Raw genomic sequence first — 21,164 nt, forward strand, 5'->3', positions numbered from 1 at the left:
TATCCTAATGATAGCTACTTTTTTTATTCATGATAAATTCGAGGTAGTCGATCACTTAATAAACAAGCTAATTCATAATGAATTGTATCAACATAGTCTGCCGCTTTTTTTATTGAATTAGGATCTTCTGTCTTATTAGAATATATAACTACTTTAGTTCCAACTGGCATTTTTTCTGGTAATAATACCATCAACTGGTCCATACAGATTCTTCCCACAATTGGGCAGAAATTGTCCCCAACTTTAATTTTAAAGCCACTCAATTTTCGAATAATTCCATCTGCATAACCTACTGGCACCGTTCCTATCCATTGATCACTATCAGCCACATAAGTTGAACCATAACCAATTCCATAACCAGAGTGAACTTTTTTTACAAATGATAATTCACTAACTAAGGATAAAGCTGGCTTTAAGGTAATTTTACTTTCTAAATCAGGACTAGCTGGATTAGATGATGGATTTAACCCATATAATCCAATTCCAAAACGAACAATATCTGAATGAATTTGCTTATCAAAGATGCTAGAAGCTGTATTAGCGACATGAATCCATTTAGGCTTAATTGATAATAAATTTTTCAAATGATTGAATCGCTTAACTTGATAATCAAAATAGCTACTATCTGCACTGTCTGCACTCGCAAAATGTGTAAACATACCTTCAACAATGAAATGAGTGCTATTGCGTAAAAATTCATTGGCAGCAATAAATTCTTGATCTTCACTAAAGCCAATTCTTCCCATACCTGAATCAATCGCTAAATGAATTTTTAAAACCATATCTTTTTTAGCTAATGCCATATCAGCTGCCTTGAGCCATTCTAAACTAGGGGCTGTCAAAGAAATATTATGAGCCGCAGCAATGCAAGCTTCATTAGCAGGAGTTACTCCTAAAACTAAAATAGGGTCTACAATACTTGCATCCCGTAATTCAAATGCTTCATCTAGCACAGCAACACAAAAGCCATCTGCACCATTTCTTGCTGCCATTTTGGCAACTTTTACAGCACCATGCCCGTAAGCATTTGCCTTTACAACAGCAAATAATTTTTGTCCTGGTTTTAAATGTGCTTTTTCCGCTTGTAAATTCTTTTTAATCGCAAGTAGGTCAACTTCGACTTCAGCTGGCCGATGAATTGCTGGTACCATTTATAATCCTCCAATTCTACGAAAGTGATGCATGTATCTAAATCATGGCTAATAGTAACCAATATTCGACCATCATACAAAGTGCTTGTGGTAATGGGCCTGCCATTTGGTGCATTTAAGGTTTCAACATCTTGAAATCCTACTTCTCCTAAACCTGTCCCCCAGGCCTTAGAAAAAGATTCCTTAACAGAAAAACGTCCAGCTAAAAATTCTAGTTGTCTTCTTCCTTTTAAAGCTTGATAAATTTGAAATTCCTTTGGTGTTAAAACTTTCTTTGCAAATAAATCTCGCTTGGCCATTTTTTCAAAGCGACTCAAGTGGGTAATATCTGACCCAATACTATGAAACATTTTGCCACCTTCTTTGTGGTTTATTATACAAAAAATGGCCCAAATATTACAATTTGAGCCCAAATTTTAATTATTTATGATCTTTCTTGTTTTTTATTACAAAATCGTGCTTACCGCGTCGAACATTACTCTTGCGATGCCGTCTTTCATTGCGATCGCCACCATGCTTGAAATTATTGCGATGACCACGCCGACGACCATTTCCCTTATACGGCAATGGCTTTTCAGGTGTAATCTTAACCTTAATTTCATCTGCATCTTTAGATAAATTCTTCAAAAATGCCGCTACTAAATCTACTGCTGAATAATTATCTAATAATTCACTTGCTTCTTCAGTATATTTAGTTAAATCAGCCTTGAGTAAGTCTTCGATTTGCTTGTGGGCAATTGCTAATTGACCTTGAAGTGCTTGATCATTTGTTGGTGGACGAAGCGGTGACATCTTCTTTTTAGTCAAGTTTTCAATAGTTCTCATATAACCAATTTCATTTGGGGTAACGAAAGTTACAGAGATACCATTTTTACCCGCACGTCCTGTTCTACCAATTCGGTGAACATAAGAATCTGGATCTTGTGGAATATCATAGTTATAAACATGAGTTACTCCTGAAATATCAAGACCACGAGCTGCAACGTCAGTTGCAACTAGAATATCTAATTTTCCATTCTTAAATCGTTTTAATACACTCATTCTTTTGGCTTGTGACAAATCTCCGTGGATACCAGCCGCATTATAGCCACGAGCAACTAAACCTCGAGTTAATTCATCTACTCTTCTTTTAGTTCGTCCAAAAACAACCGCCAAATCAGGAGCTTGAACGTCGATTAAACGACACATAATATCAAATTTTTCTGCTTCTTTTGCCCGAACAAAATATTGATCAATCAAATCAGCAGTTAATTCTTTAGACTTGATTTGAACAATTTCTGGCTCCTTCATAAACTTTTCACCAATTCTCAAAATTGGCTTAGGCATTGTTGCACTGAATAAAAGTGTATGTTCACGATTTTGGGCAAAATCCAAAATGCTTTCAATATCTTGGATAAAGCCCATATCTAGCATTTCATCAGCTTCATCCAAAACAACTGTTTTAATTTTATCTAATTTAACTGTTTTTCTCTTTAAGTGATCTAAAATTCGCCCAGGAGTCCCCACTAAAATAGCGGGAGTTTGCTTCAAAGCACGAATTTGGCGACTAATATCAGCACCACCATAAACAACTTGAACTTTCGCCTTTTCATCACGTCCTAGGCGATATAATTCTTCCTGAGTTTGAATTGCTAATTCTCGAGTTGGCTCAATAACCAAAGCTTGAATAAAATGTTCTTTATTGTTAATTTTTTGCAAAATTGGCAAACCAAAAGCAGCAGTTTTACCAGTTCCCGTTTGAGCTTGCCCGATTACATCTTTGCCAGCTAAAGCTAATGGAATTGTCTTTTCTTGAATTGGAGTTGCCTCTTCAAAACCACTACGTTTAATTGCTTTTAACAAAGCATCATTTAAGCCTAATTCTGTAAATTTCACTAAAACTCTCCTAAAGTAATCTTTCTAAAACTTTATCTAAATGCATGCCGTGAGAAGCTTTGAGCATGACAATATCATTGGAATGAATATCATTTTTAAGATCATCAATCATTCGTTCCATCTTATCTTGTGGATAATAATGTAATGAAGCTGGTGCATATTTATCCTTAATTGCTTCTTCCAAATTCTTCATTTCAGGTCCATACAAGTAAACTTCATTAATTACCAATGGATCAAGTTTTTCAGCAAGAGAAGCATGAAGAGCTGCAGAAGCCGAACCTAATTCAAGCATATCACCTAAAACAGCAATTCTTCTTCCGCCTTCAGGAACTTCTACTTGTCCAAAACTTGTCAAAACCGCCTTAGCTGCTGTGGGATTAGAATTATAGATGTCATCCATAATATCTTCACCAACATCCCCTTTGCGCCACTGCATTCTATTAGCAGTTGGTGTAAAGTTTGATAAACTAGCAGCAATTTCATCATCAGTTTCTCCAAAATGATGTCCAACACAAATCGCAGCCATTGCATTTGAAACATTGTGTTTACCAATCATCGGAATCGAAAATTTTTGCTCTGAGGAACTAGTTACAAAAGATGCATGATGCATATAGCTCTTAAATTCTAACGCATAAATTGTATCTTGATCATTAAATCCAAAAGTAGATTTAGCCTGACTAATCTTTTCTGCTCTTTGTCTTAATAAGGGCTCATCACCATTGTAAATAAACTCACCGTCTTCTTTTAAGAAATCAGTAATTTCCATTTTTGCATCGGCAATTTTATCACGTGAACCAAAAAACTCAATATGAGCTTCCCCAATCATCGTAATCACACAAACATCCGGTTTAACCAATGAACTAAGATGATGCAATTGACCTGCCCGGTCCATCCCCATTTCAAGCACTAAAATTTCAGTAGTTGGCTTCATTTCTAAAATCGTCATTGGCACACCAATTTCATTATTAAAATTGGCTTGAGTCTTATGCACATTAAAACGCTTAGACAAGACAGCTGCAACCATATCTTTAGTTGTTGTCTTACCATTTGAACCAGTAATACCAACAACAGCTGGATTTACCTTATTAAGATAATATTTTGCTAACTCTTGCATTGCTGCTAAAGTATCATCTACTTCAACCACTGGGAAGTTATCAGGCTTATTAGGGTGGCCTTTTTCCCATAAAGTGGCTACTGCACCATTAGCGATGGCAGAATTAATAAAATCATGTCCATCACGTTCCCCCTTTAAAGGTACAAACAATGCATTTTCATTAATTTTTCGAGAATCAAAAGCAACTGAACTAATAACAGGATCACTATTACCTTCAATTGTTGTATCAAGCGCCTTGGCGATTTCCGCAAGTTGCATTTTCATACTAAAAACCTCTAAATTTATAAATATAATGTCTTATAAAGTCGAATTTGCAAGAAAAAAGCAGTCCGGTAAGGACTGCTTAATTGCAAGGATACAATTATTTGTTTTCCTTTGATGAAAGACCGTACTTCTTGTTGAATTTTTCGATTCGGCCATCTGCTTGAGCAAACTTTTGCTTACCAGTGTAGAATGGGTGTGAATCTGATGAAATTTCAACACGTACTAATGGATAAGTCTTACCTTCAAATTCAATTGTTTCTGATGGATTCAAAGTAGAACCTGCTAAGAACTTAGCACCAGTTGCTGAATCCATGAAAACAACTTGTTGATAATCTGGATGAATTCCTTGTTTCATGTTCTCTATTCTCCTTTGCCATAGTCAATCTTGCAGACCATAGATTATATACGACTAAGTTATAGTACCATCAATTGTGGATAAATGCAATTATTATCCCGAATATAGGATTATTTTTCTGAAAATTTAGATGAATGGACGCTTAACACCAGCAATAATTGAACGGTTGTAATCTCTTAAAGTACTAATTCCCACTCTTGGTGGCCAGCTTTCAATAACTTGTCCATTACCAATGTAGAGAGCAACATGCCAAATAGTTCTTGTACCTGGTTCATAGTAAAATACTAAGTCCCCTCTTTGAATATCAGACAAAGGAACAGTCATTAATTTAGGATCGGCCCAAAGAACACGAGAGTTCCATTCATTTCCTGGATGAGCATGTTGAGTTGATGAAATTGATGTTGGATTTAATCCACCAGCATAAAGAGCTTGCAAAACTAAGCCTGAGCAGTCAACTCCATAATCTGGGCTAGATGAAGCTCCAACTATATATGGCTTGCCTAAATACTTATATGCTTGATTAATCATTGCATTAATATGATCTTCTCGACTAGCATTTTTCCCTGCTCCAAGTGGGGCAACGTAACTGTCAATACCATACCAAGTTTCTTTAATAAAGCCAAGTTTTAACCAAGTAGCTAAATCAACAATTCCAGTTGGATTTAATCCGTGACTTGCTTGGAAATTCTTAACGGCATTTACAGTAGCCCAGTTATAGTTAGCATAACCAGCATAAGTTCCTAAGCGACGCATTACAAGCCAAGTCTTCACACCTTCATAGTTGTAACCCAAATTATAACCTGGAGCATAAATAGATGGTTGAATTTGGTTATATTGCACTTGATAGTAGCCAGATTTATTTTGGAAACCAGCGGTAAATTCTGCTGGGATCCACTGTTTATCGCCACCAAGTTTATACATTTCACGGCCGTTAATTGTAGCCTTAGCAAAATAACGCCAACTTGATCCATTGGTTACGTATTGATTTTGATAGTTACCTTGAGAATCAAGTAAGTTAACCCCACCCAATCCTTGGTAGTTTACATAAAGAATACCAGTTGTACGTGAATAATTAGGCAAGTCAGCATCTTTATCTATAGTGACAAACTCTGCGGGAATCCATTGCTTATCACTACCAATTCTATACATCAAGCGACCATTAATCTTACCTTTAGCGTTATAACGCCAACCTGTACCATTTGCTACATGTTGGCTTTGATAGTTACCTTGACTATCTAACAAGGCAACTCCACCTAAACCAGAATAATTTACATCCAAAATACCATTAGCACTTGTAAACTCGGTAAGAGCACTAGTAGTAGTTTCTTTTGAACTACTTTCTGTCTGCTTAGAATCTGTTTTTTGACTACTTGAAGCTTCCGATGGCTTTGCATCGCTAGCTTTAGAACTTGAATTAGATTCTGTTTTAGTAACTTCAACATCTTTTACATCTGTAAATTCTGCGGGAATCCATTGCTTTTGGCTACCTAATCGATACATCGTTCTACCGTTAATAGTTGCTTTGGCAAAATAACGCCAGCCCGTACCATTAGTTAAGTATTGTTTTTGATAATTACCCTGACTATCCAGCAAAGCAACTCCACCTAAACCTTTATAAACAACATGCAATACACCAGATACTGATTTTTCATCACTTGGCGCAGTACTAGTTTGTGAGGTTTGTGGTTTATTTACTGCTGCTGGCTTGTTTTCTGAAGCACTTTTTCCGTTAAGATTTGTAAACTCTGCTGGAATCCATTGTTTTTGACTTCCCAAACGGTACATCTTTCTACCATTGATAGTTGCTTCAGCAAAATAACGCCAACCTGTACCATTTGCTACATATTGATTTTGATAATTACCTTGTCCATCCAATAAGGCAACATTTCCTAATCCCTTATATACAACATACAGTACACCTGAAGTAGCTTTTTCATCACTTGGTGCGGAAACAGTTTGTGAAGTTTGTGAAGTTTGTGGAGCTTGTGGTTTACTTTCAACCTGTGTTGAAGTAGTAGTACTTTGTGAACTACTTTGACCATTTAAACTGGTGAATTCTGCGGGAATCCATTGTTTATCGCTTCCTAAGCGATACATCGTTCTGCCATTGATAGTAGCTTTTTCAAAGTATCTCCAAGTGGTATTCTTACCCAAAACTTGTGCTTGATAATTACCATCGGAATCTAATAATGTTACTCCACCTAAGCCATTATATTTAACTGTAAGTACTCCTGTTTCAGCAACATTATTAGTTGCTGCCATTACCTTTTCACTTTGTGTAAACAAAGCAAAAGAAGCCAAAACGGCAGCGCAAGTTGCCATCTTTTTTAAATTCATTTTCCTTCCCCCAAAAAATAAGTTTTAACTTATTATCTTATATACTTTTTTCATTTGAATTTTGCTCTTATTTTTTTAATTAGTCAAGTTTCTATAATCATTAAACTTTATTTATACTAATTTGGTTGTCCCAATTTAAGCAAAAACAATCCGAAAATAACAATAAGAAGAATTAAGAAGATTTTTTCTATAAAAAAATTCTGCTGGGGCTTAATTTGTCGCTGGTAAGTTTTTAAAACTTTAAAATAATCATAAAAGCATTTCTTTGCCACTTCTTCATTTGCATTTAGCTCATGAACTGCTTTATTACCTGCAGCTTTAATCTCATATAAAGTATTAATGTTTTCACGACTTACACCACTGTGCCGTAACAAATTAATATTCTGATTAAAATTCAAGTCAGGCTTTATTTTCTTTTGCTTAAGCCAGTACTTGGTAAGTCTCTCTGCTTCTGTTCTTAAATCTGCTAAAGCATGCTGATAGTCCCCTTTTTTAGCTAATTGTAAGCTTTTAAGCAAAACTTTTCGTTGATTATTAATAAATTTTGATCCGCTAAGAGTTCGATAATATGTCATCAATTCTGAAAACTCAGGATAACTAACTTTATTCATTTTTATAATTCCATTGTCCATTTTCTAAATACCAATGGTTCTCACTTAATTTATCATTTTCAAAAATTTCTAGCATACTGGCAAAACCATCAGCCAATTGGTATTTTTTCAAATCTTGTCGTTCAATCCAGAAAACTTTCCCTTCTCGACTTGACCGCAAAACACCTGAGAACTGATTAGTTTTGTATAAAAAGACAATCGTTCTAATATCATCATCGAAAAATTGCTTAATACCACACATTTCTAGATTTTGGATATCTAGCCCTGTTTCTTCTTTTATTTCACGAATTGTAGAAGCGATAATTGATTCACCACGTTCAACATGACCACCTGGAAATGTTATACCTGGCCAATCCTTTTTCACCCTATTTTCCACCAAAATTTTACTACCATCATACACCATACACATGTTAGTTAAGATAACTCTTTCACTGCGATCCATCTTTTCACCTTCTTAATTTTATTAAGTATAGTTTAACAAAAAAGACTTAGTGAGATTCACTAAGTCCTTACTTCTATCCTTTTAAACGTTTAATTTTCTTCAGAATGTTGCCATCATCAGTTTGTAAAATAAGCTTCGGGTAAGCCTTTCTGACAAAGTAAATTGCCAACGCTAAGGTCAGAATTGAGACAATTGTTGCAATAACCAATTCTGGAGTACCAGCTACTCTTTCAGCAACTCTACCCGGCAAAATAAATCCTGAAAGAAGTGGTAAACAGCTTACTACTTGTGCAAATATACTATCCCCTTTACTTAAACTTGGAGCTGCAATTAAGGCAATAATTACAATATAAATTATTGGAGCTAAAATCTTTTGTAAGTCTTCCACTCTATTAGCTAAAGCTCCACAAAAGGCTGCTAAAACAATTGATAAAATAACTGATAACAACAATAACACTAAATTCCAGCTAATAAGATTTGATACTACTTGGGAAATTAATTCATGATTACTCTTGAAGAAGCCAGCAAACATTTCGATTTTAGGTCCAACTATAATTGCTAGCCCTAAAAGGGCAACATAAGCTAATACATGAACCAAGAACACTCCCAAGACCCCTAAGACTTTTCCAACAAAGTAATCACCACCACGCATACTGGAGAAGATGATTTCCATAATCTTAGAACCTTTTTCAGTAGCAATTTCTTGAGCCATAGTTGAAATATAAGTAAGTAAAATAAAATAAGTAATCCAGATAAAGACATTGGCGGCAATTGATTTAGCTGATTTAGCCGTTAAATCTGCTCGAGTAGCCTTTTTCTCCGAACCATTGTGTCCACTTATTTTTTCACTAATTTTAACACTTTGACTTAAAGTTTTAAGTTGTTTAGTAGTCAAGCCGGCTGCTTGAACATTGAGATTTTGTTGCAACTTTTGCAAACTTTCCATCAAACTAGACTTATCATTACTATCCATCGCTTCTTTACCAAGCCATGAAGCGGTAATTTGCCCTGAACTTGAAACATTTACTTTAACATATCCCTTAATATCTTCATCTGCTAAAGCTTTCTTAGCTGCAGATTCAGATTTCACTTCGAAGTTACTAAGATCTTTGACAGCTGGAGCATAATTTTTACTAATAACAATAGCATTATCAATCTTGTTATCACTGCCGCTTAATTTTTGAGTTGCAAAAATAACAGCAAAAATAATGCCCATAAAAATAACTGGAGCAAGGACTGACAAAATAAAGGTAATTCCTTTGGTCTGTCTAATAAAAGTTTCTTTTGTAACTAACCAAATCTTTTTCATTTTGTCGCCTCCATCTTAAATATTTGATCCAAAGTTGGTGCTTCTTGACTAAAAGTTGGAATATATTCCCCCTGAGTTAGTAGTTTGAAAATTTCAGAGCCATATTTTTCATCCACTAGCTTAATTGACCAAATGCCATCATGGCGTTGCATGTATGATTCACATCCCGGCAAACTAGCAACTTGTTCTTTATTTAAGCCCGCTTTTTTAATATATAAATATTCTTTAGGATAACTATCCCTAATTTCTTGAATAGTACCATTTAAGACAAGCTGTCCTTGATTAAGCATCACAACTTTATCGCAAAGACGTTCAACATTATCCATATTGTGATCAGAAAAAATTACAGTAGCGCCACGCTTAGCCTGCTCTAAAATAATTTCTTTCATTAAATCAACATTTACAGGATCAAGGCCACTAAAAGGCTCATCCAAAATCAAAATCTGTGGCTGATGAATCATTGTCGCAATCATTTGAACTTTTTGTTGATTTCCTTTAGATAAAGACTTAATCTTGTCACTCATCTTACCAACAACCTGCAATTTATCCATCCATTTCGGCAAAGCCACTTTAATATCGTTATTGCTCATACCTTTAAGACTAGCTAAATATCGTACCTGTTCTAGAACCGTTAATTTAGGCATTAAGCTTCGTTCTTCAGGTAAATAGCCGACAATATTGTAGTCTTCATTTGAAAAATTCTTACCGTTAAGTGTGATTTTTCCCTCATAATTTAAAAAATGCAAAATTGAGTGAAAGAGCGTTGTCTTACCAGAGCCATTTTTCCCAATTAAACCAGTAATTTGACCTGGCTTACAATCAAAGCTAATCCCCTTTAAGACTTCCTTAGTTCGGTAGCTTTTCTTAACATTATCAATCACTAAATGAGTTTGCTGAACCATATTTTCCCCTTCCTTCTATATTCATCTCCCATAATTAAGTAAACGTAGTGTGAAAAAAGCGAGATAATAGCTTTCCCCTAACTCACCGTCAACTCTTTAATTTAAGTCTACCAATAATAAGGTTATAAGTGTTAATGATATCCCTTAATAAAATAGACAGTTTCTACTCATAGAAACTGCCTGTTTTAAATATATTTACTTTTTCTTTTTACTATCTGAAATCAATTCACTTATTGATTTACCCTTCCCATTAATACGAACATCACATGCATCTTCTGCTGTTATTGATGGCTTTTTATTGGGTATTTTCTTTGCATCTATCATATTTTTTCTCCCTTCATTTACTTCTCCAAATATTATTTTATCACTAATATTAGAGTAATCGCTGTTCTTAACTAGTTGTAGATACTTTTTTCTGAAACACTTTATAGGTATAATAGCTCCAATAAGGAGAATACTATGAAAAAAGGAATTAAATATACTTTTCGAGTTATTTTGGCAATTTTAGGTATTATTTTTATTACTTTAATCGGCTACGCAATTTATATGCAAGCTAATTATTATCGCATTCCTGATCACCAAATAATTCACATAAAAAACAATCAATCTTCAGTGTTATCCACAGGGAAAACTTATACTGTAACCACCTACAATGTAGGTTTCGGAGCTTATAATCCTAAGTACAGTTTTTTCATGGACACAGGTGAAATGAAAAATGGTACTAAAACACGCGGAAAATATGGAACTGCAGTCTCTAAAGCTAGTGAATTAGCTGATACTAAAGGCGCAATTGCCACAATCAAAAAGCAAAATCCCGACTTTGCCTTTTTCCAAGAAATTGATACCAACTCAACTCGTTCTTTTGGTGTAAATCAAGTTAAAATGGCAGAAAGTACTTTTAACAATATGGGCAGTAGCTTTGCCCAGAATTTTCACAGTGCTTATATTGCCTTGCCACTGAATAATCCACACGGTTTTGCAAGAAGCGGAATTTTAGCTTTAAGCAAATACCACATTACTAGTAGCGAGCGCCGACAATACTTTGTCAGTTCAAATCTAATCGAAAAGTTTGTTGATTTAGACCGCTGCTTCAATGTTATGCGCTTGCCAGTCAAAAATGGCAAGGAGCTTGTTTTAATTAATAGTCATATGTCAGCTTATGATAAAGGTGGCTTATCTAAGAAAAAGCAACTCGCCTTGCTCAATCAAGTCATGAAAGCTGAAATCAAAAAAGGTAATTATGTCATCTGTGGTGGTGACTTTAATCATGCATTTGGTGCAAAATATGTTGCTCACTTTAAGTCACAGCAAAAGCAGCATGATTGGCTAGCTGTCTTGAGTCAAAAGGACCTTGCAAGTAGTGGAATGAAGATGGTTACAGCTAAAAATGCGGACGAAGTACCTACTTGTCGAGGAAGTGATATTCCATACAAAAAAGGCGTAACTTATACTACCATCGTTGATGGGTTCTTAGTTTCACCTAATGTGAAAGCTGTTAGTTACAATATAGATACTCAATTTGCTTATTCGGACCACAATCCAGTTAAATTGAGCTTTAGTTTGAAGTAAAAAATAGTAGCATACTACTGCAGAGCGTCGTAGCGTTATTAAGCACTTCATTTTTAATAAATGGTACTATTTTGTTAACCAGATAATAAAAACACATGCTTTCTATAACAGAAAAAGCATGTGTTTATTTATATATTAATCGTTCTTTCTCTTGAAGCCTAAAGCCATACCTGCGCTAGCAAGTAACATACCTAAAGCTGACAAAATGTTAGTAACAACATTACCAGTTTGTGGAAGAAGTGATGATTTAGTAGGAGTTGGATTATTGTAGCGGTCCACTCTTCTTGGAGTTTCGGGTGTCTTTGGTGTTTCTGGTGTATCATCTTGGAACAATGGATCACCAGGCATACCATATTTACTCTTTGGTGTGCTTGGAATTTCTGGATATTCAGGCACAGAAGGAACATCATAATTAGATTTGTAACCAATCTCATCCCAGTTAACCACTTTATCACGTTCGCCTGGAAGTGCTGCAGTTTCTTCTGTACCCATCATTGCAGGATTTTCGCTACCATCATCCCAAATCCAGTCACCTTGGTTAGTCATCTTAGCTAAGATTGTTGTAGTATTATCATCATTTACTTGCAAAATAAAACTTGGTGCCCAAGTTGATTCATATTCATCTCCAGCTACATGACTACGATTAGTAATGTATGAAGTAATGAGCAACCAATTTGAATGTCCTTCAACTGGTACTGCATAGTATGAATAAGTTGCTGTACGCCAGTTTGCAGGAACTGATGCTGTTAGCACAACACCAGATTCATTTAGTGGCACATACTTTCCATTTAAGCTATCAGAAACATATCCAACCATGGCAACATTGTCTCCAACTGCATCATTTGCTGCCATCCAGGCATGATCATTAGATCCCCTATTTAATCTAGTTGCTGCAAATAAATAATACTTGCCATTCAATTTCACAACATCTGGACGTTCAATTTCATCACTTACCATTGTTGCAGTAAGAAGTGGACTGTATACTTCTGCAACTTGTGGATTGGTTTCGTCATCAGTTAATCTCAAAATACCAATTGCTGCATTTGCCCAACTAGCTCTTGACTTGATATCACGGTTTTCCAATACATCTAACAATGACTTAATATTAAATGCATCATCACCACCGTAATTACTCCAATTGTAAATTTGATCTAATCCTTGATAGCCTTCTGTACCAGTACTTGCCTCAAATACTAAGTATCGATGCCCATCTTCACCTTCAATAACGTGAGCATCACGCATAGCAATGTTATCAGCACCTTTATTGGTTTCAATCCATTGCTTGTAAGTTTGATAGTGATAACCATCACCTTCAAATACAACGTGATCATTTGCTAACTTTTCAATCTTTACCTCACCATTATTATCTGAAAGCAGCAATGTTACACTGGCTAATTTTTGATGATTAGTACCTTGTGAACCATCTACCTGAGTATAGAATAATTGAATTGAGCCATCAGTATTAACTACAGCTGAACCTGACCATTGTTGAAGTAGAGGGCTAGCATTGTAGCCAAATATTGGGCCAGCATTCTTCCAATTTGCCAAGTTATTATCACCATATTTGTTATAAAGTAAATAAATATGGTTGTCATTAGCTTCTGGTACACCCATCATTGCCACAACTAATTGATATCCATTCCAATTAGCCACATAACCAGTTTTTACATCTTGTACTGGCCATGAATCCCAGACATCAAGATGTTCCAATTTACCGGTTTGAGCATCAATAGTATATGCTGCAGGCATATTTTGAATTTCTTTTGCATTAAAGTAAGGAATTGCATATCGTCCATCTTTAGAAATGAGTGCATCAGCTATCTTCTTAAAATCACTATAAGTCATTTGAGCGTTGCCAGCTGCATTCTTTCTAGTGTAATCTACTTTGTTTAAAGCTTCCTTTTGATAATCACTCAAAGTCTTTGGATCAATGCCAGCTGCCTTAACTGCAGCAGCTGCTTCTGGCTTCAAACCATCAGCATCGTAAGTTGACTTATCCCCAGCGGTAATTTCTCTTGTGGCTGGAGCAAACTCACCATTATTGGTATCACCTGAAGCAGATTTTGTAGAATCAGAATTGGTCTTAGCTGTATCACTATCTTTATCACTAGTTTGAGTACTGCTTGTTACTGATGAAGTTGATGCAGCAGCACTTTTATCCAATGCAGCCATAGTTGTCAATGCAATTTTGGATTGAGCCAAAACTTTTTGAGCACTAGCTGCTTCTTCAGCAGTTTCAGCATTTGCAACTGCTGATTGTGCCTTTTCAACATTATCTTGAACAGCAGCAGTATTATCTACTGTTGTATTTGAAGTGGTATTTTTGTCATTATTATCATTAGCTTTGTCTGCAGCTTTAACAACACTATTGTTCATGGAAACAGACAATACTGTTGTAGCTGCAAAAGTGGCCAACCCTAAAGCGGCTTTTTTCATCTTTTTAACCATTTTAATCCTCCAACGAAAGTAAACATTCTCTATCACAAAATTCTACAATTTGAAATATATTTATCTACTATTTACACTTTTTTACATAAAAAATAATTATAGTTTATAAACATATGTTTATGCAATTACATAAAAAATAAAGACTTTTATATTCGAAGTTGAATTACAAATAGATTTAAAGATTATATATTGATTTAATCTTTTCCTTCTTCGCCTATACCAAATGATGCCAAAATTGCATCAATTCCTATGACTAAATATCCCCCAAAATTTATTTTTCTTTTTTTAGATTTGGAAAATTTATTTTTATATTCTTTCCTTGAAATTCTTTTGTTATCCATCTTTTGTCCTTCTTTTGTATATACTATCCCCTACTGTTATATATTATATCACTTGCTATTTTTATATTAGATATCGCATAAATGAATTGCATAAGAAATAAAATCATTAACATCTTTTCCCCTTACCAACTTTTTATTAAATTCAGTAATTTCAGCTGACAAAACAAAACTTTTTACTTAAATTGATAGTAAAGCCAAGATTTCAGGAGTAGTATCGTGAGAAAATTCAAAGTATTTAATTTTTTTGTCTATTTGCTGACTTTTTGCCTAGCCATAGGTATATTTTCCAATATAGCTAATTATGCAGGGTTAGCTATTAGTTTATTAGCTATTTTTATTGGACTTATTAGCTATTTTTTCAATACATATATTGAAAAGCTGTCTTTTCATACTGTTAACATAATCATTACTATAAGTTTGATTACTATGATAATTATTCAATTAGCAGTTTTGAAATTTCTTCCAGTATCGATTTATCATGATCCATACCGTGTATTAAGTCAGGCAGATCAGCTAGCAGCTGGCAATTTCCACTGGACTACCACCTACTTTTGGCGCTATCCCAACAATGTTCCAATCACTTATTTTCTTTATCTTTGGTTAAATTTAACCAAGACTTTATTTTCGACCAATTTAGCTCTTTGGATTTTAAGTTTTTTAATTCTAAATAGCTTTATATTACTTACGTTAAAACTAGCTTGGCAGCTCAGTAAGCGGAAAAGTTTAATAATTGGATTAACAGCTTTCTTCGTACTTACCCCTTTTTCTTACACCTATTATCTACAAGTTTTTTATACAGACTTACCGAATTTTTTATTATTATTGCTAATTTTTGACTACCTATTTAAATGGGATAGCTTTAATAAGTCCCAACAAGTTATAACTAGCATAAGCATCTTTTTATTAGCTTGTATCGCATACTTATTAAAACCTAATATTATTATTCTTATCCCTGCCATATTAATACTATGGTTGCTTTTGCTAATTAAAAAGCAGTTAAAAAAGCAATTACTTATCCCCTCAACTATAATCATACTAGGACTTACATTAGGGTTGACCGCTACCAATGGAATCTATCAATTAAGCAATTTTAAAGAAAACAAAAGCTTTGAGTTTCCAAAAACCAGTTGGATTGCAATGGGATTAAACGAAAAGTATCGTGGCACTTATGCTAGCGAAGATGTAACAAAAGAAGTCAAATTAAAAAATGAAGCACAACGCCAAACTTATGATAAAGCCTTAATTGCGGCACGAATTAAAAAATTAGGATTTAGCGGATTAATAAAATTATGGATTCAAAAACTGGCTATTTTACTAAATGTAGGCGATATTCAAAATTGGTATAATGGTGGCTACCGTAACGCTCCAGGTTGGTATCAAAAACATGCGCAATTTTTTGCAAAAGTATCAATAATAACTTATTCAGCTAGTTGCATCAGTATATTTGCAGCAGTCATAGCACGTCTATTCAGATATAAATTAAATCTAAAAAAATATAAAGATCAAATCTTGTTACTAAGCATATTAACAATTCTAGGCTATCTCGCCTTCCATACCTTGCTTTGGGAAAGTGAACCTCGTTATGGACAAGTGATTTTACCCATGTTGTTTATATTGCTAACATTACCAATAAAAAAGAAGCATCATCAATCTAAGCAAGTAGGCATTATTGCTCTTTGTCTTGCGATTATTACTCCAATTTTCTTTAGCTATTACTATGCTAAAACTAATAAAAATGACCAAATTATCGCAGCACAAAGGAGTCAGCTATCCGTCCAATATCATGCGAAATCTAGCACCATCCAATCCCTTCTCAAACAAAGAGTTCGTTTAAACGCTGAAGCCAATTATTTTTCTGTTCAAATCCACAAACAAACTGAATTAAAAGTCTACCTAAAAAACTTATCTACTAATTCTTACTATGCACTTAAACACAAAGATGATATTTTTTACTTAAATAGAAAAATCAAGGCTGGAAATTATGAAATAATTGCTGTTAATCCTGCTCCAACTAAACAAGCAGTAAATATCATAAAAACTTACAATTATTATTTAGCCCCTTATCCTTTATATATTGATGGAAAAAAAGACTTCCATAGTTCATTTATTTATACTTTTGTTTATGATTATAAAAACGGAAATTATGATTGGTTAAAACTCAATAAAGAAAAAAGATTTGGAAAATAGTATTATTATACTAGATGTTTTTTAGAAAGGACTTCACCATGAAAAAAGTAATTTTATCCCTTGATACTGGAATTGATGATGCAATGGCACTTGCCTACACAATTGCCAAAGATGAGCTTGATTTAATCGGTGTCGTTGGCACTTACGGTAATGTTTATACTGAACAAGGGGCCAAAAATGCTCTGGCTTTATTAGAAATGTTAGGTAAGACCGATATCCCTGTTTACTTAGGAAATGACCATGCAATTGACCAAGATCACTTCGACCGTATGGAAGTTAGTGCTGACATCCACGGCGAAAATGGAATTGGTCAAGTGATCATTCCAGCAGCAACACGCCAAGTTGAAACAACTAGTGGGATTGACTTTATCATTGAATCCACCCAAAAATATGGCAAAGACTTGCTAGTAATTGCTACTGGTCCTATGACTGACTTGGCTTTAGTTTTACAAAAATACCCTGCTTTCAAAGATGAAATTGGTCAGGTTGTCATCATGGGTGGGGCTCTCACAGTTCGCGGTAATGTTAGCCCATATGCCGAAGCTAACATCAACCAAGATCCACTTGCTGCGAAAATCTTATTTGAAAGTGGTACGCCAGTAATCATGATAGGGCTAGATGTCACAATGAAAACACCAATTGGCCTAACTGACACACAGAAATGGCGTGACACACAAACTTTTGTCGGTGAAAAATATGCTGATATTGTCGATTACTACATTCACATTTATGATAAATATTCTCCATATTTACATGGTGGTAGTCTTCACGATCCAGCGGCAGTATGTGCAGCAATTCATCCTGAGTGGTTTACCTTCTTACCTATGCACTTAACTTGTGAAACTGAAGGTCCTAGCCGCGGTAGAACCATTGGTAGACTAGAAGATTTGCGCAAAGAAAAACCTAACGTTAAAGTCGCAATTGATATAGAAGCTGACAAGGTTAGCCACGATATTTGTAGTAGCTTAGAAAATTGGTTTAAAGAATCCAAATAATAGTTAATTTCTTAAATCATCTATAATAAAAAAGCGTTGATATCCTCGGTGTTATAAACCTCGATATATCAACGCTTTTACTTCACATGAAAATAATTTTTATAACTTAAATTTTTCTTTGTTTAAAGTTAACCATTACTCCCCAAAGACTTAATAGCACGCCTAAACTTGTTAAAATCCATGAATCATTACCAGTTTGAGGCAAAGTTTTATTGGATTCAACTCTAGTCTTTTCAGGCATCATAGTCCTATTCTTAATTTTACTAATTACTTGTTCAGGCATCTGTTGCTTATTAATAAATTCAGCACTATTATTTTCAATCTTTTGTGGCTCTAGCAACGCCTTTAGAGCGGATAATGCTGCTTTAGCAGAAGCTAATTCTTTCTTAGCTTCTGCTAATTTATTTTGAGCTAGCTCATCATTATTTGCAGATATCGTTAGAAGATTTATTGATTCTTCATAAACTTTGTTGGCTTTTTCTAATTCATCTTGTACTTGTGCAAGATTATCTTGTGCTTTCTTTAAATTCTCCGGTGCTTGTTGATACGAAAGTAAATCAGCAGTATCTAATTCTAATTTCTGCTTAGCTTCATTTAAAATGGAAGTTTTTTCTTCTAAAGTCTTTTTAGCTATATCATTATTTGTTTGTTTTTGCTTTAAATCAGTATTTAGTGAAATTAATTCATTATTTACTTCATCTAAATTACTTTTTGCAGTTTGTAAATCAGCTAATTTTTGTTTATTATCAGCTGAAGCTTCTGCTAATTGATTTTCTAAATTAGTTATTATTTCTTCTTTACTCTTAATATTAGATTGGAGTTTTTCGATTGTATTTTTAATATTATTCTCTTGCTCAATGTATTGGGCAAGACTAGATTGAATGTTCTTTATAGTATTAGCTTTATCATTAACAGCTTGTTGAGCCTTGTTCACTACTTGTTGATCTGCATTGAGCTTATTATTTAGTTGTTCAGCATTTGCCTTAGCAGCTTCATAACTTGTTTGCTTAGTAACTTCTTCTGCTTCTAAATTAGCTAATTCTGATGCGACATCTGTTGGCTCATTATAAGTTTGGCCTGTCTTTTTTTATTGTGCGAATTCTCCATCTTCACTAGGTTCAACAATGTCATTAAAGTGGAATATTCCGAATTTATCAATCGAAATTGCAGCATCTTCTGACTTATATATGCGAAGACTTAAAACATCTGTCATATGTCCATAGCCTTGGTCATTATCATCGAATACCCACATTGCAATTGCTTGACGAATCCCCATCTTTAAATCAGCTAAAGACACTCTAGTTCCTTTCAAATCTGAAGAATTAGTGGTCATAGCGATACTTTCTCCCTCAGTCCAAAAGCCAAATTCTTTAGGTATTTTATCCTGAATAATATTCTCAAGATGGCCAAAGCCTTGATTGGCATCATTATAAGCTTTTATAGTAGCCAATTCCACTTCAATGCTTGCATCTGACACGAGAATCGGTTTTTCACCCAAACTTATACGAAGTGGATTTAATAAAGAAGCTGCATAAAGTGACATTTGCTTAATCGCTTCTTTATCAATCAAGCCATTATTAATAGTGTAATATGTATTTTCATCTGCTTTGGTTGGTTTGTACCCTTGGAAATTGGCTTCATAGTATTTTTTAGCCACTTCAGCTAAATCGGGGTATGAAGACCAAAATCCCCAATTATCTCGATTTTCTTCTTTATACTTTTTTACTAAATTAATAAAGTCGGTGCCATAAATAAGCTTATCTTGATTTTCTTCAGTTGATTTAAGCGTTGCTATTTTCTGCTTAAGTTGATTCAGACTATTTTCATTTGCTGTTAAATCCTCATTAGCCTTATTTGCCATTTCTTGACTATTCTTTAATTGTTCATTAGCTTGATCCAATTGCGCTTGCTTTTGAGTTAGTTCTGCTTTCCCTTGTTTTAATTGCTCATTACTATTATCAATAGCAACACGAGTTTTTATTAATTTGTTATTTTCTTCATCTAAAGAACTTTGGGCTTGTGTCAAGTTCTTATTTGCCTGATCTAAGTCTGTTTGTATTTTACCAACATTTGTGTTATCTACTATTTTTTGGGTATTATCAACTTTTACTTGTGCATCTTTAACCTTTTGCTCTTGATTAGTAACCTTTGATTGTGCTTCATTTAAAGAATCCAAAGCTAAATCAGCTGTCTTTTTAGCTTCGTCTACTTGTGACTGAGCTTGGTCAATTGCCACTTTATCTTCATCAACTGCCTTTTGAGCCTGCTTTTCACCAATTTCCTTATTATTTACTTTATTTTGAGCTTCCTTAACTAAATTTTCGGCTTTAGTTTGATTTTCCTTTGCTTTCTTGAGGGTATCAAAAGCTTGATCTTTTTTCTGCTCGGCTAAAACTTTGTTTCGACTTGCTGAATTCGCCTCCAATTGAGCGTCATTTACATTACTTTCAGCTTTAGTAACTCTTTGCTCAGTACTTTCAAGCGAGCTAGTGCTATTATTATTAATTTGCTTAGTATTTTCTTTATTATCAGCTTTTACTTGATGACTATTAGTTGTTAACGCAATTGTTGTTGTTGCTAATAAAGCAGCTGTGCCCACTACTGTATCTTTAAATTTATTATTCATTGCTTTTCCTCCCATAGAATAACTCTATATTTTTATTCTATACTCTTCTTTTCCTAATTCCATTTAATATATAAGTGCTCATCAAAAATACCATAGCAATTATTACAATGATAATAATTACTATGGTATTAATTTATTGTTTGCTATTTCATCTTAATTCATATCTAACGCCATTTTTATCAACAACACCAAAAAGCTCTTTACCCTCACATTTAGCGCCTAGGTCAATTTCACCATATGAATGCTCTTTATCAGTAACATTAATTGTAAAGTTACCACCTTGATTAAAAATAAAATCTCGGAATACTTTCTTCTTTTGTTCATCTTCAATGGTCTTTTCATATGCTTTTGTTAATGTGTAGCCTTCATCCAAAAACTCTTTTATTTGCGCACACCTACCAACCATAAAAAAACTATACCTTCTAACGCCTTTTTCATTATCTGCAATTGGTTTGATATAGCCTTTTTCTTCCCAATAACGTAGTTGCCGCTGACTTACTCCAATACCATCACTAAGATCACCAATACTCAATTGAATTTTATTGATAATTCCCAGCATATTTTTATGTGCGCTAATCATATAATCACCATCTTTTCATATCTGCAATTTATTATATCCTAATTTTAAAATATATTTT

General features: G+C 34.2%; 18 protein-coding genes and 1 pseudogene. 3 read left to right on the forward strand and 16 right to left on the reverse strand.

Annotated elements, in window-relative coordinates:
• Positions 1 to 23: 23 nt before the first annotated feature.
• The 11 genes and pseudogenes from alr to ACNDLV_RS04870 all read right to left on the reverse strand — a co-directional run bounded on the left by alr (position 24) and on the right by ACNDLV_RS04870 (position 10,684).
• Positions 24 to 1,151, reverse strand: coding sequence for an alanine racemase (gene alr / locus ACNDLV_RS04820; protein ID WP_006587643.1), 1,128 nt, complete (start codon positions 1,149 to 1,151; stop codon positions 24 to 26).
• Positions 1,152 to 1,156: 5 nt separating this feature from the next.
• Positions 1,157 to 1,501, reverse strand: a pseudogene (gene acpS / locus ACNDLV_RS04825) (holo-ACP synthase); the annotation flags it as partial.
• A 70-nt stretch (positions 1,502 to 1,571) separates the two neighbouring features.
• Complete coding sequence (gene cshA / locus ACNDLV_RS04830; RefSeq protein ID WP_006585887.1) at positions 1,572 to 3,026, reverse strand: degradosome RNA helicase CshA; 1,455 nt, start codon at positions 3,024 to 3,026, stop codon at positions 1,572 to 1,574.
• A 10-nt stretch (positions 3,027 to 3,036) separates the two neighbouring features.
• Entirely contained in the window at positions 3,037 to 4,404 is a 1,368-nt protein-coding gene (locus ACNDLV_RS04835; RefSeq protein ID WP_006585888.1) for a UDP-N-acetylmuramoyl-tripeptide--D-alanyl-D-alanine ligase, read from the reverse strand.
• A 97-nt stretch (positions 4,405 to 4,501) separates the two neighbouring features.
• Positions 4,502 to 4,759 carry a type B 50S ribosomal protein L31 gene (locus tag ACNDLV_RS04840; RefSeq protein WP_006585238.1) on the reverse strand — a complete coding sequence of 86 codons (258 nt, stop codon included), beginning with the start codon at positions 4,757 to 4,759 and terminating at the stop codon, positions 4,502 to 4,504.
• Between the two features lie 126 nt (positions 4,760 to 4,885).
• A complete protein-coding gene (locus tag ACNDLV_RS04845) occupies positions 4,886 to 5,911 on the reverse strand; it encodes a C40 family peptidase (RefSeq protein WP_006587642.1) in 1,026 nt (341 codons plus the stop codon).
• Between the two features lie 1,301 nt (positions 5,912 to 7,212).
• A complete protein-coding gene (locus tag ACNDLV_RS04850; RefSeq protein ID WP_022091078.1) occupies positions 7,213 to 7,707 on the reverse strand; it encodes a DUF4145 domain-containing protein in 495 nt (164 codons plus the stop codon).
• Complete coding sequence (locus ACNDLV_RS04855) at positions 7,700 to 8,149, reverse strand: 8-oxo-dGTP diphosphatase (RefSeq protein WP_006585891.1); 450 nt, start codon at positions 8,147 to 8,149, stop codon at positions 7,700 to 7,702. The genes ACNDLV_RS04850 and ACNDLV_RS04855 overlap by 8 nt, the downstream gene beginning before the upstream one ends.
• 73 nt (positions 8,150 to 8,222) lie before the next feature.
• Entirely contained in the window at positions 8,223 to 9,458 is a 1,236-nt protein-coding gene (locus ACNDLV_RS04860) for an ABC transporter permease (RefSeq protein ID WP_006585892.1), read from the reverse strand.
• On the reverse strand, positions 9,455 to 10,360 hold the full coding sequence (locus ACNDLV_RS04865; RefSeq protein ID WP_006585893.1) for an ABC transporter ATP-binding protein: 906 nt from the start codon (positions 10,358 to 10,360) through the stop codon (positions 9,455 to 9,457). Before ACNDLV_RS04865 ends, ACNDLV_RS04860 begins: the two co-directional genes overlap by 4 nt.
• Before the next feature lie 195 nt (positions 10,361 to 10,555).
• Positions 10,556 to 10,684 (reverse strand): hypothetical protein, encoded by a 129-nt coding sequence (locus ACNDLV_RS04870; RefSeq protein ID WP_006587641.1) that lies wholly within the window; start codon positions 10,682 to 10,684, stop codon positions 10,556 to 10,558.
• A 135-nt stretch (positions 10,685 to 10,819) separates the two neighbouring features.
• Here ACNDLV_RS04870 and ACNDLV_RS04875 point away from each other — a divergent pair, with 135 nt between their 5' ends.
• The gene (locus tag ACNDLV_RS04875; RefSeq protein WP_006585895.1) at positions 10,820 to 11,929 is read left to right on the forward strand and encodes an endonuclease/exonuclease/phosphatase family protein; all 1,110 of its coding nucleotides are present in this window, start codon (positions 10,820 to 10,822) and stop codon (positions 11,927 to 11,929) included.
• A 135-nt stretch (positions 11,930 to 12,064) separates the two neighbouring features.
• Here the strand turns inward: ACNDLV_RS04875 and ACNDLV_RS04880 are convergent, their stop codons facing one another.
• A complete protein-coding gene (locus ACNDLV_RS04880) occupies positions 12,065 to 14,377 on the reverse strand; it encodes a glycoside hydrolase family 68 protein (RefSeq protein WP_006585896.1) in 2,313 nt (770 codons plus the stop codon).
• 194 nt (positions 14,378 to 14,571) lie between these two features.
• Complete coding sequence (locus ACNDLV_RS04885) at positions 14,572 to 14,718, reverse strand: hypothetical protein (RefSeq protein WP_022091079.1); 147 nt, start codon at positions 14,716 to 14,718, stop codon at positions 14,572 to 14,574.
• 216 nt (positions 14,719 to 14,934) lie between these two features.
• Here ACNDLV_RS04885 and ACNDLV_RS04890 point away from each other — a divergent pair, with 216 nt between their 5' ends.
• Both ACNDLV_RS04890 and ACNDLV_RS04895 read left to right on the forward strand, forming a co-directional pair.
• The gene (locus tag ACNDLV_RS04890) at positions 14,935 to 16,905 is read left to right on the forward strand and encodes a YfdI family membrane protein (RefSeq protein ID WP_006585898.1); all 1,971 of its coding nucleotides are present in this window, start codon (positions 14,935 to 14,937) and stop codon (positions 16,903 to 16,905) included.
• Between the two features lie 38 nt (positions 16,906 to 16,943).
• A complete protein-coding gene (locus ACNDLV_RS04895) occupies positions 16,944 to 17,900 on the forward strand; it encodes a nucleoside hydrolase (RefSeq protein ID WP_006587639.1) in 957 nt (318 codons plus the stop codon).
• 106 nt (positions 17,901 to 18,006) lie between these two features.
• Here ACNDLV_RS04895 and ACNDLV_RS04900 read toward each other — a convergent pair whose 3' ends face one another.
• The 3 genes from ACNDLV_RS04900 to ACNDLV_RS04910 form a co-directional block, all read right to left on the reverse strand.
• Positions 18,007 to 18,834, reverse strand: coding sequence for an LPXTG cell wall anchor domain-containing protein (locus ACNDLV_RS04900; RefSeq protein ID WP_006588927.1), 828 nt, complete (start codon positions 18,832 to 18,834; stop codon positions 18,007 to 18,009).
• Between the two features lie 153 nt (positions 18,835 to 18,987).
• Entirely contained in the window at positions 18,988 to 20,526 is a 1,539-nt protein-coding gene (locus tag ACNDLV_RS04905; protein ID WP_006587638.1) for an SEC10/PgrA surface exclusion domain-containing protein, read from the reverse strand.
• A 148-nt stretch (positions 20,527 to 20,674) separates the two neighbouring features.
• Positions 20,675 to 21,106, reverse strand: coding sequence for a MerR family transcriptional regulator (locus tag ACNDLV_RS04910; RefSeq protein WP_006585901.1), 432 nt, complete (start codon positions 21,104 to 21,106; stop codon positions 20,675 to 20,677).
• Between the last annotated feature and the right edge of the window lie 58 nt (positions 21,107 to 21,164).

Source organism: Lactobacillus fornicalis (assembly GCF_055362665.1).

Coding starts and splice junctions, on each gene's coding strand:
- alr (WP_006587643.1), bottom strand. CDS start 1,151: ATGGTACCAGCAATTCATCGGCCAGCTGAAGTCGAAGTTGACCTACTT.
- ACNDLV_RS04835 (WP_006585888.1), bottom strand. CDS start 4,404: ATGAAAATGCAACTTGCGGAAATCGCCAAGGCGCTTGATACAACAATT.
- ACNDLV_RS04840 (WP_006585238.1), bottom strand. CDS start 4,759: ATGAAACAAGGAATTCATCCAGATTATCAACAAGTTGTTTTCATGGAT.
- ACNDLV_RS04850 (WP_022091078.1), bottom strand. CDS start 7,707: ATGAATAAAGTTAGTTATCCTGAGTTTTCAGAATTGATGACATATTAT.
- ACNDLV_RS04855 (WP_006585891.1), bottom strand. CDS start 8,149: ATGGATCGCAGTGAAAGAGTTATCTTAACTAACATGTGTATGGTGTAT.
- ACNDLV_RS04860 (WP_006585892.1), bottom strand. CDS start 9,458: ATGAAAAAGATTTGGTTAGTTACAAAAGAAACTTTTATTAGACAGACC.
- ACNDLV_RS04865 (WP_006585893.1), bottom strand. CDS start 10,360: ATGGTTCAGCAAACTCATTTAGTGATTGATAATGTTAAGAAAAGCTAC.
- ACNDLV_RS04870 (WP_006587641.1), bottom strand. CDS start 10,684: ATGATAGATGCAAAGAAAATACCCAATAAAAAGCCATCAATAACAGCA.
- ACNDLV_RS04875 (WP_006585895.1), top strand. CDS start 10,820: ATGAAAAAAGGAATTAAATATACTTTTCGAGTTATTTTGGCAATTTTA.
- ACNDLV_RS04880 (WP_006585896.1), bottom strand. CDS start 14,377: ATGGTTAAAAAGATGAAAAAAGCCGCTTTAGGGTTGGCCACTTTTGCA.
- ACNDLV_RS04885 (WP_022091079.1), bottom strand. CDS start 14,718: ATGGATAACAAAAGAATTTCAAGGAAAGAATATAAAAATAAATTTTCC.
- ACNDLV_RS04895 (WP_006587639.1), top strand. CDS start 16,944: ATGAAAAAAGTAATTTTATCCCTTGATACTGGAATTGATGATGCAATG.
- ACNDLV_RS04905 (WP_006587638.1), bottom strand. CDS start 20,526: ATGAATAATAAATTTAAAGATACAGTAGTGGGCACAGCTGCTTTATTA.
- ACNDLV_RS04910 (WP_006585901.1), bottom strand. CDS start 21,106: ATGATTAGCGCACATAAAAATATGCTGGGAATTATCAATAAAATTCAA.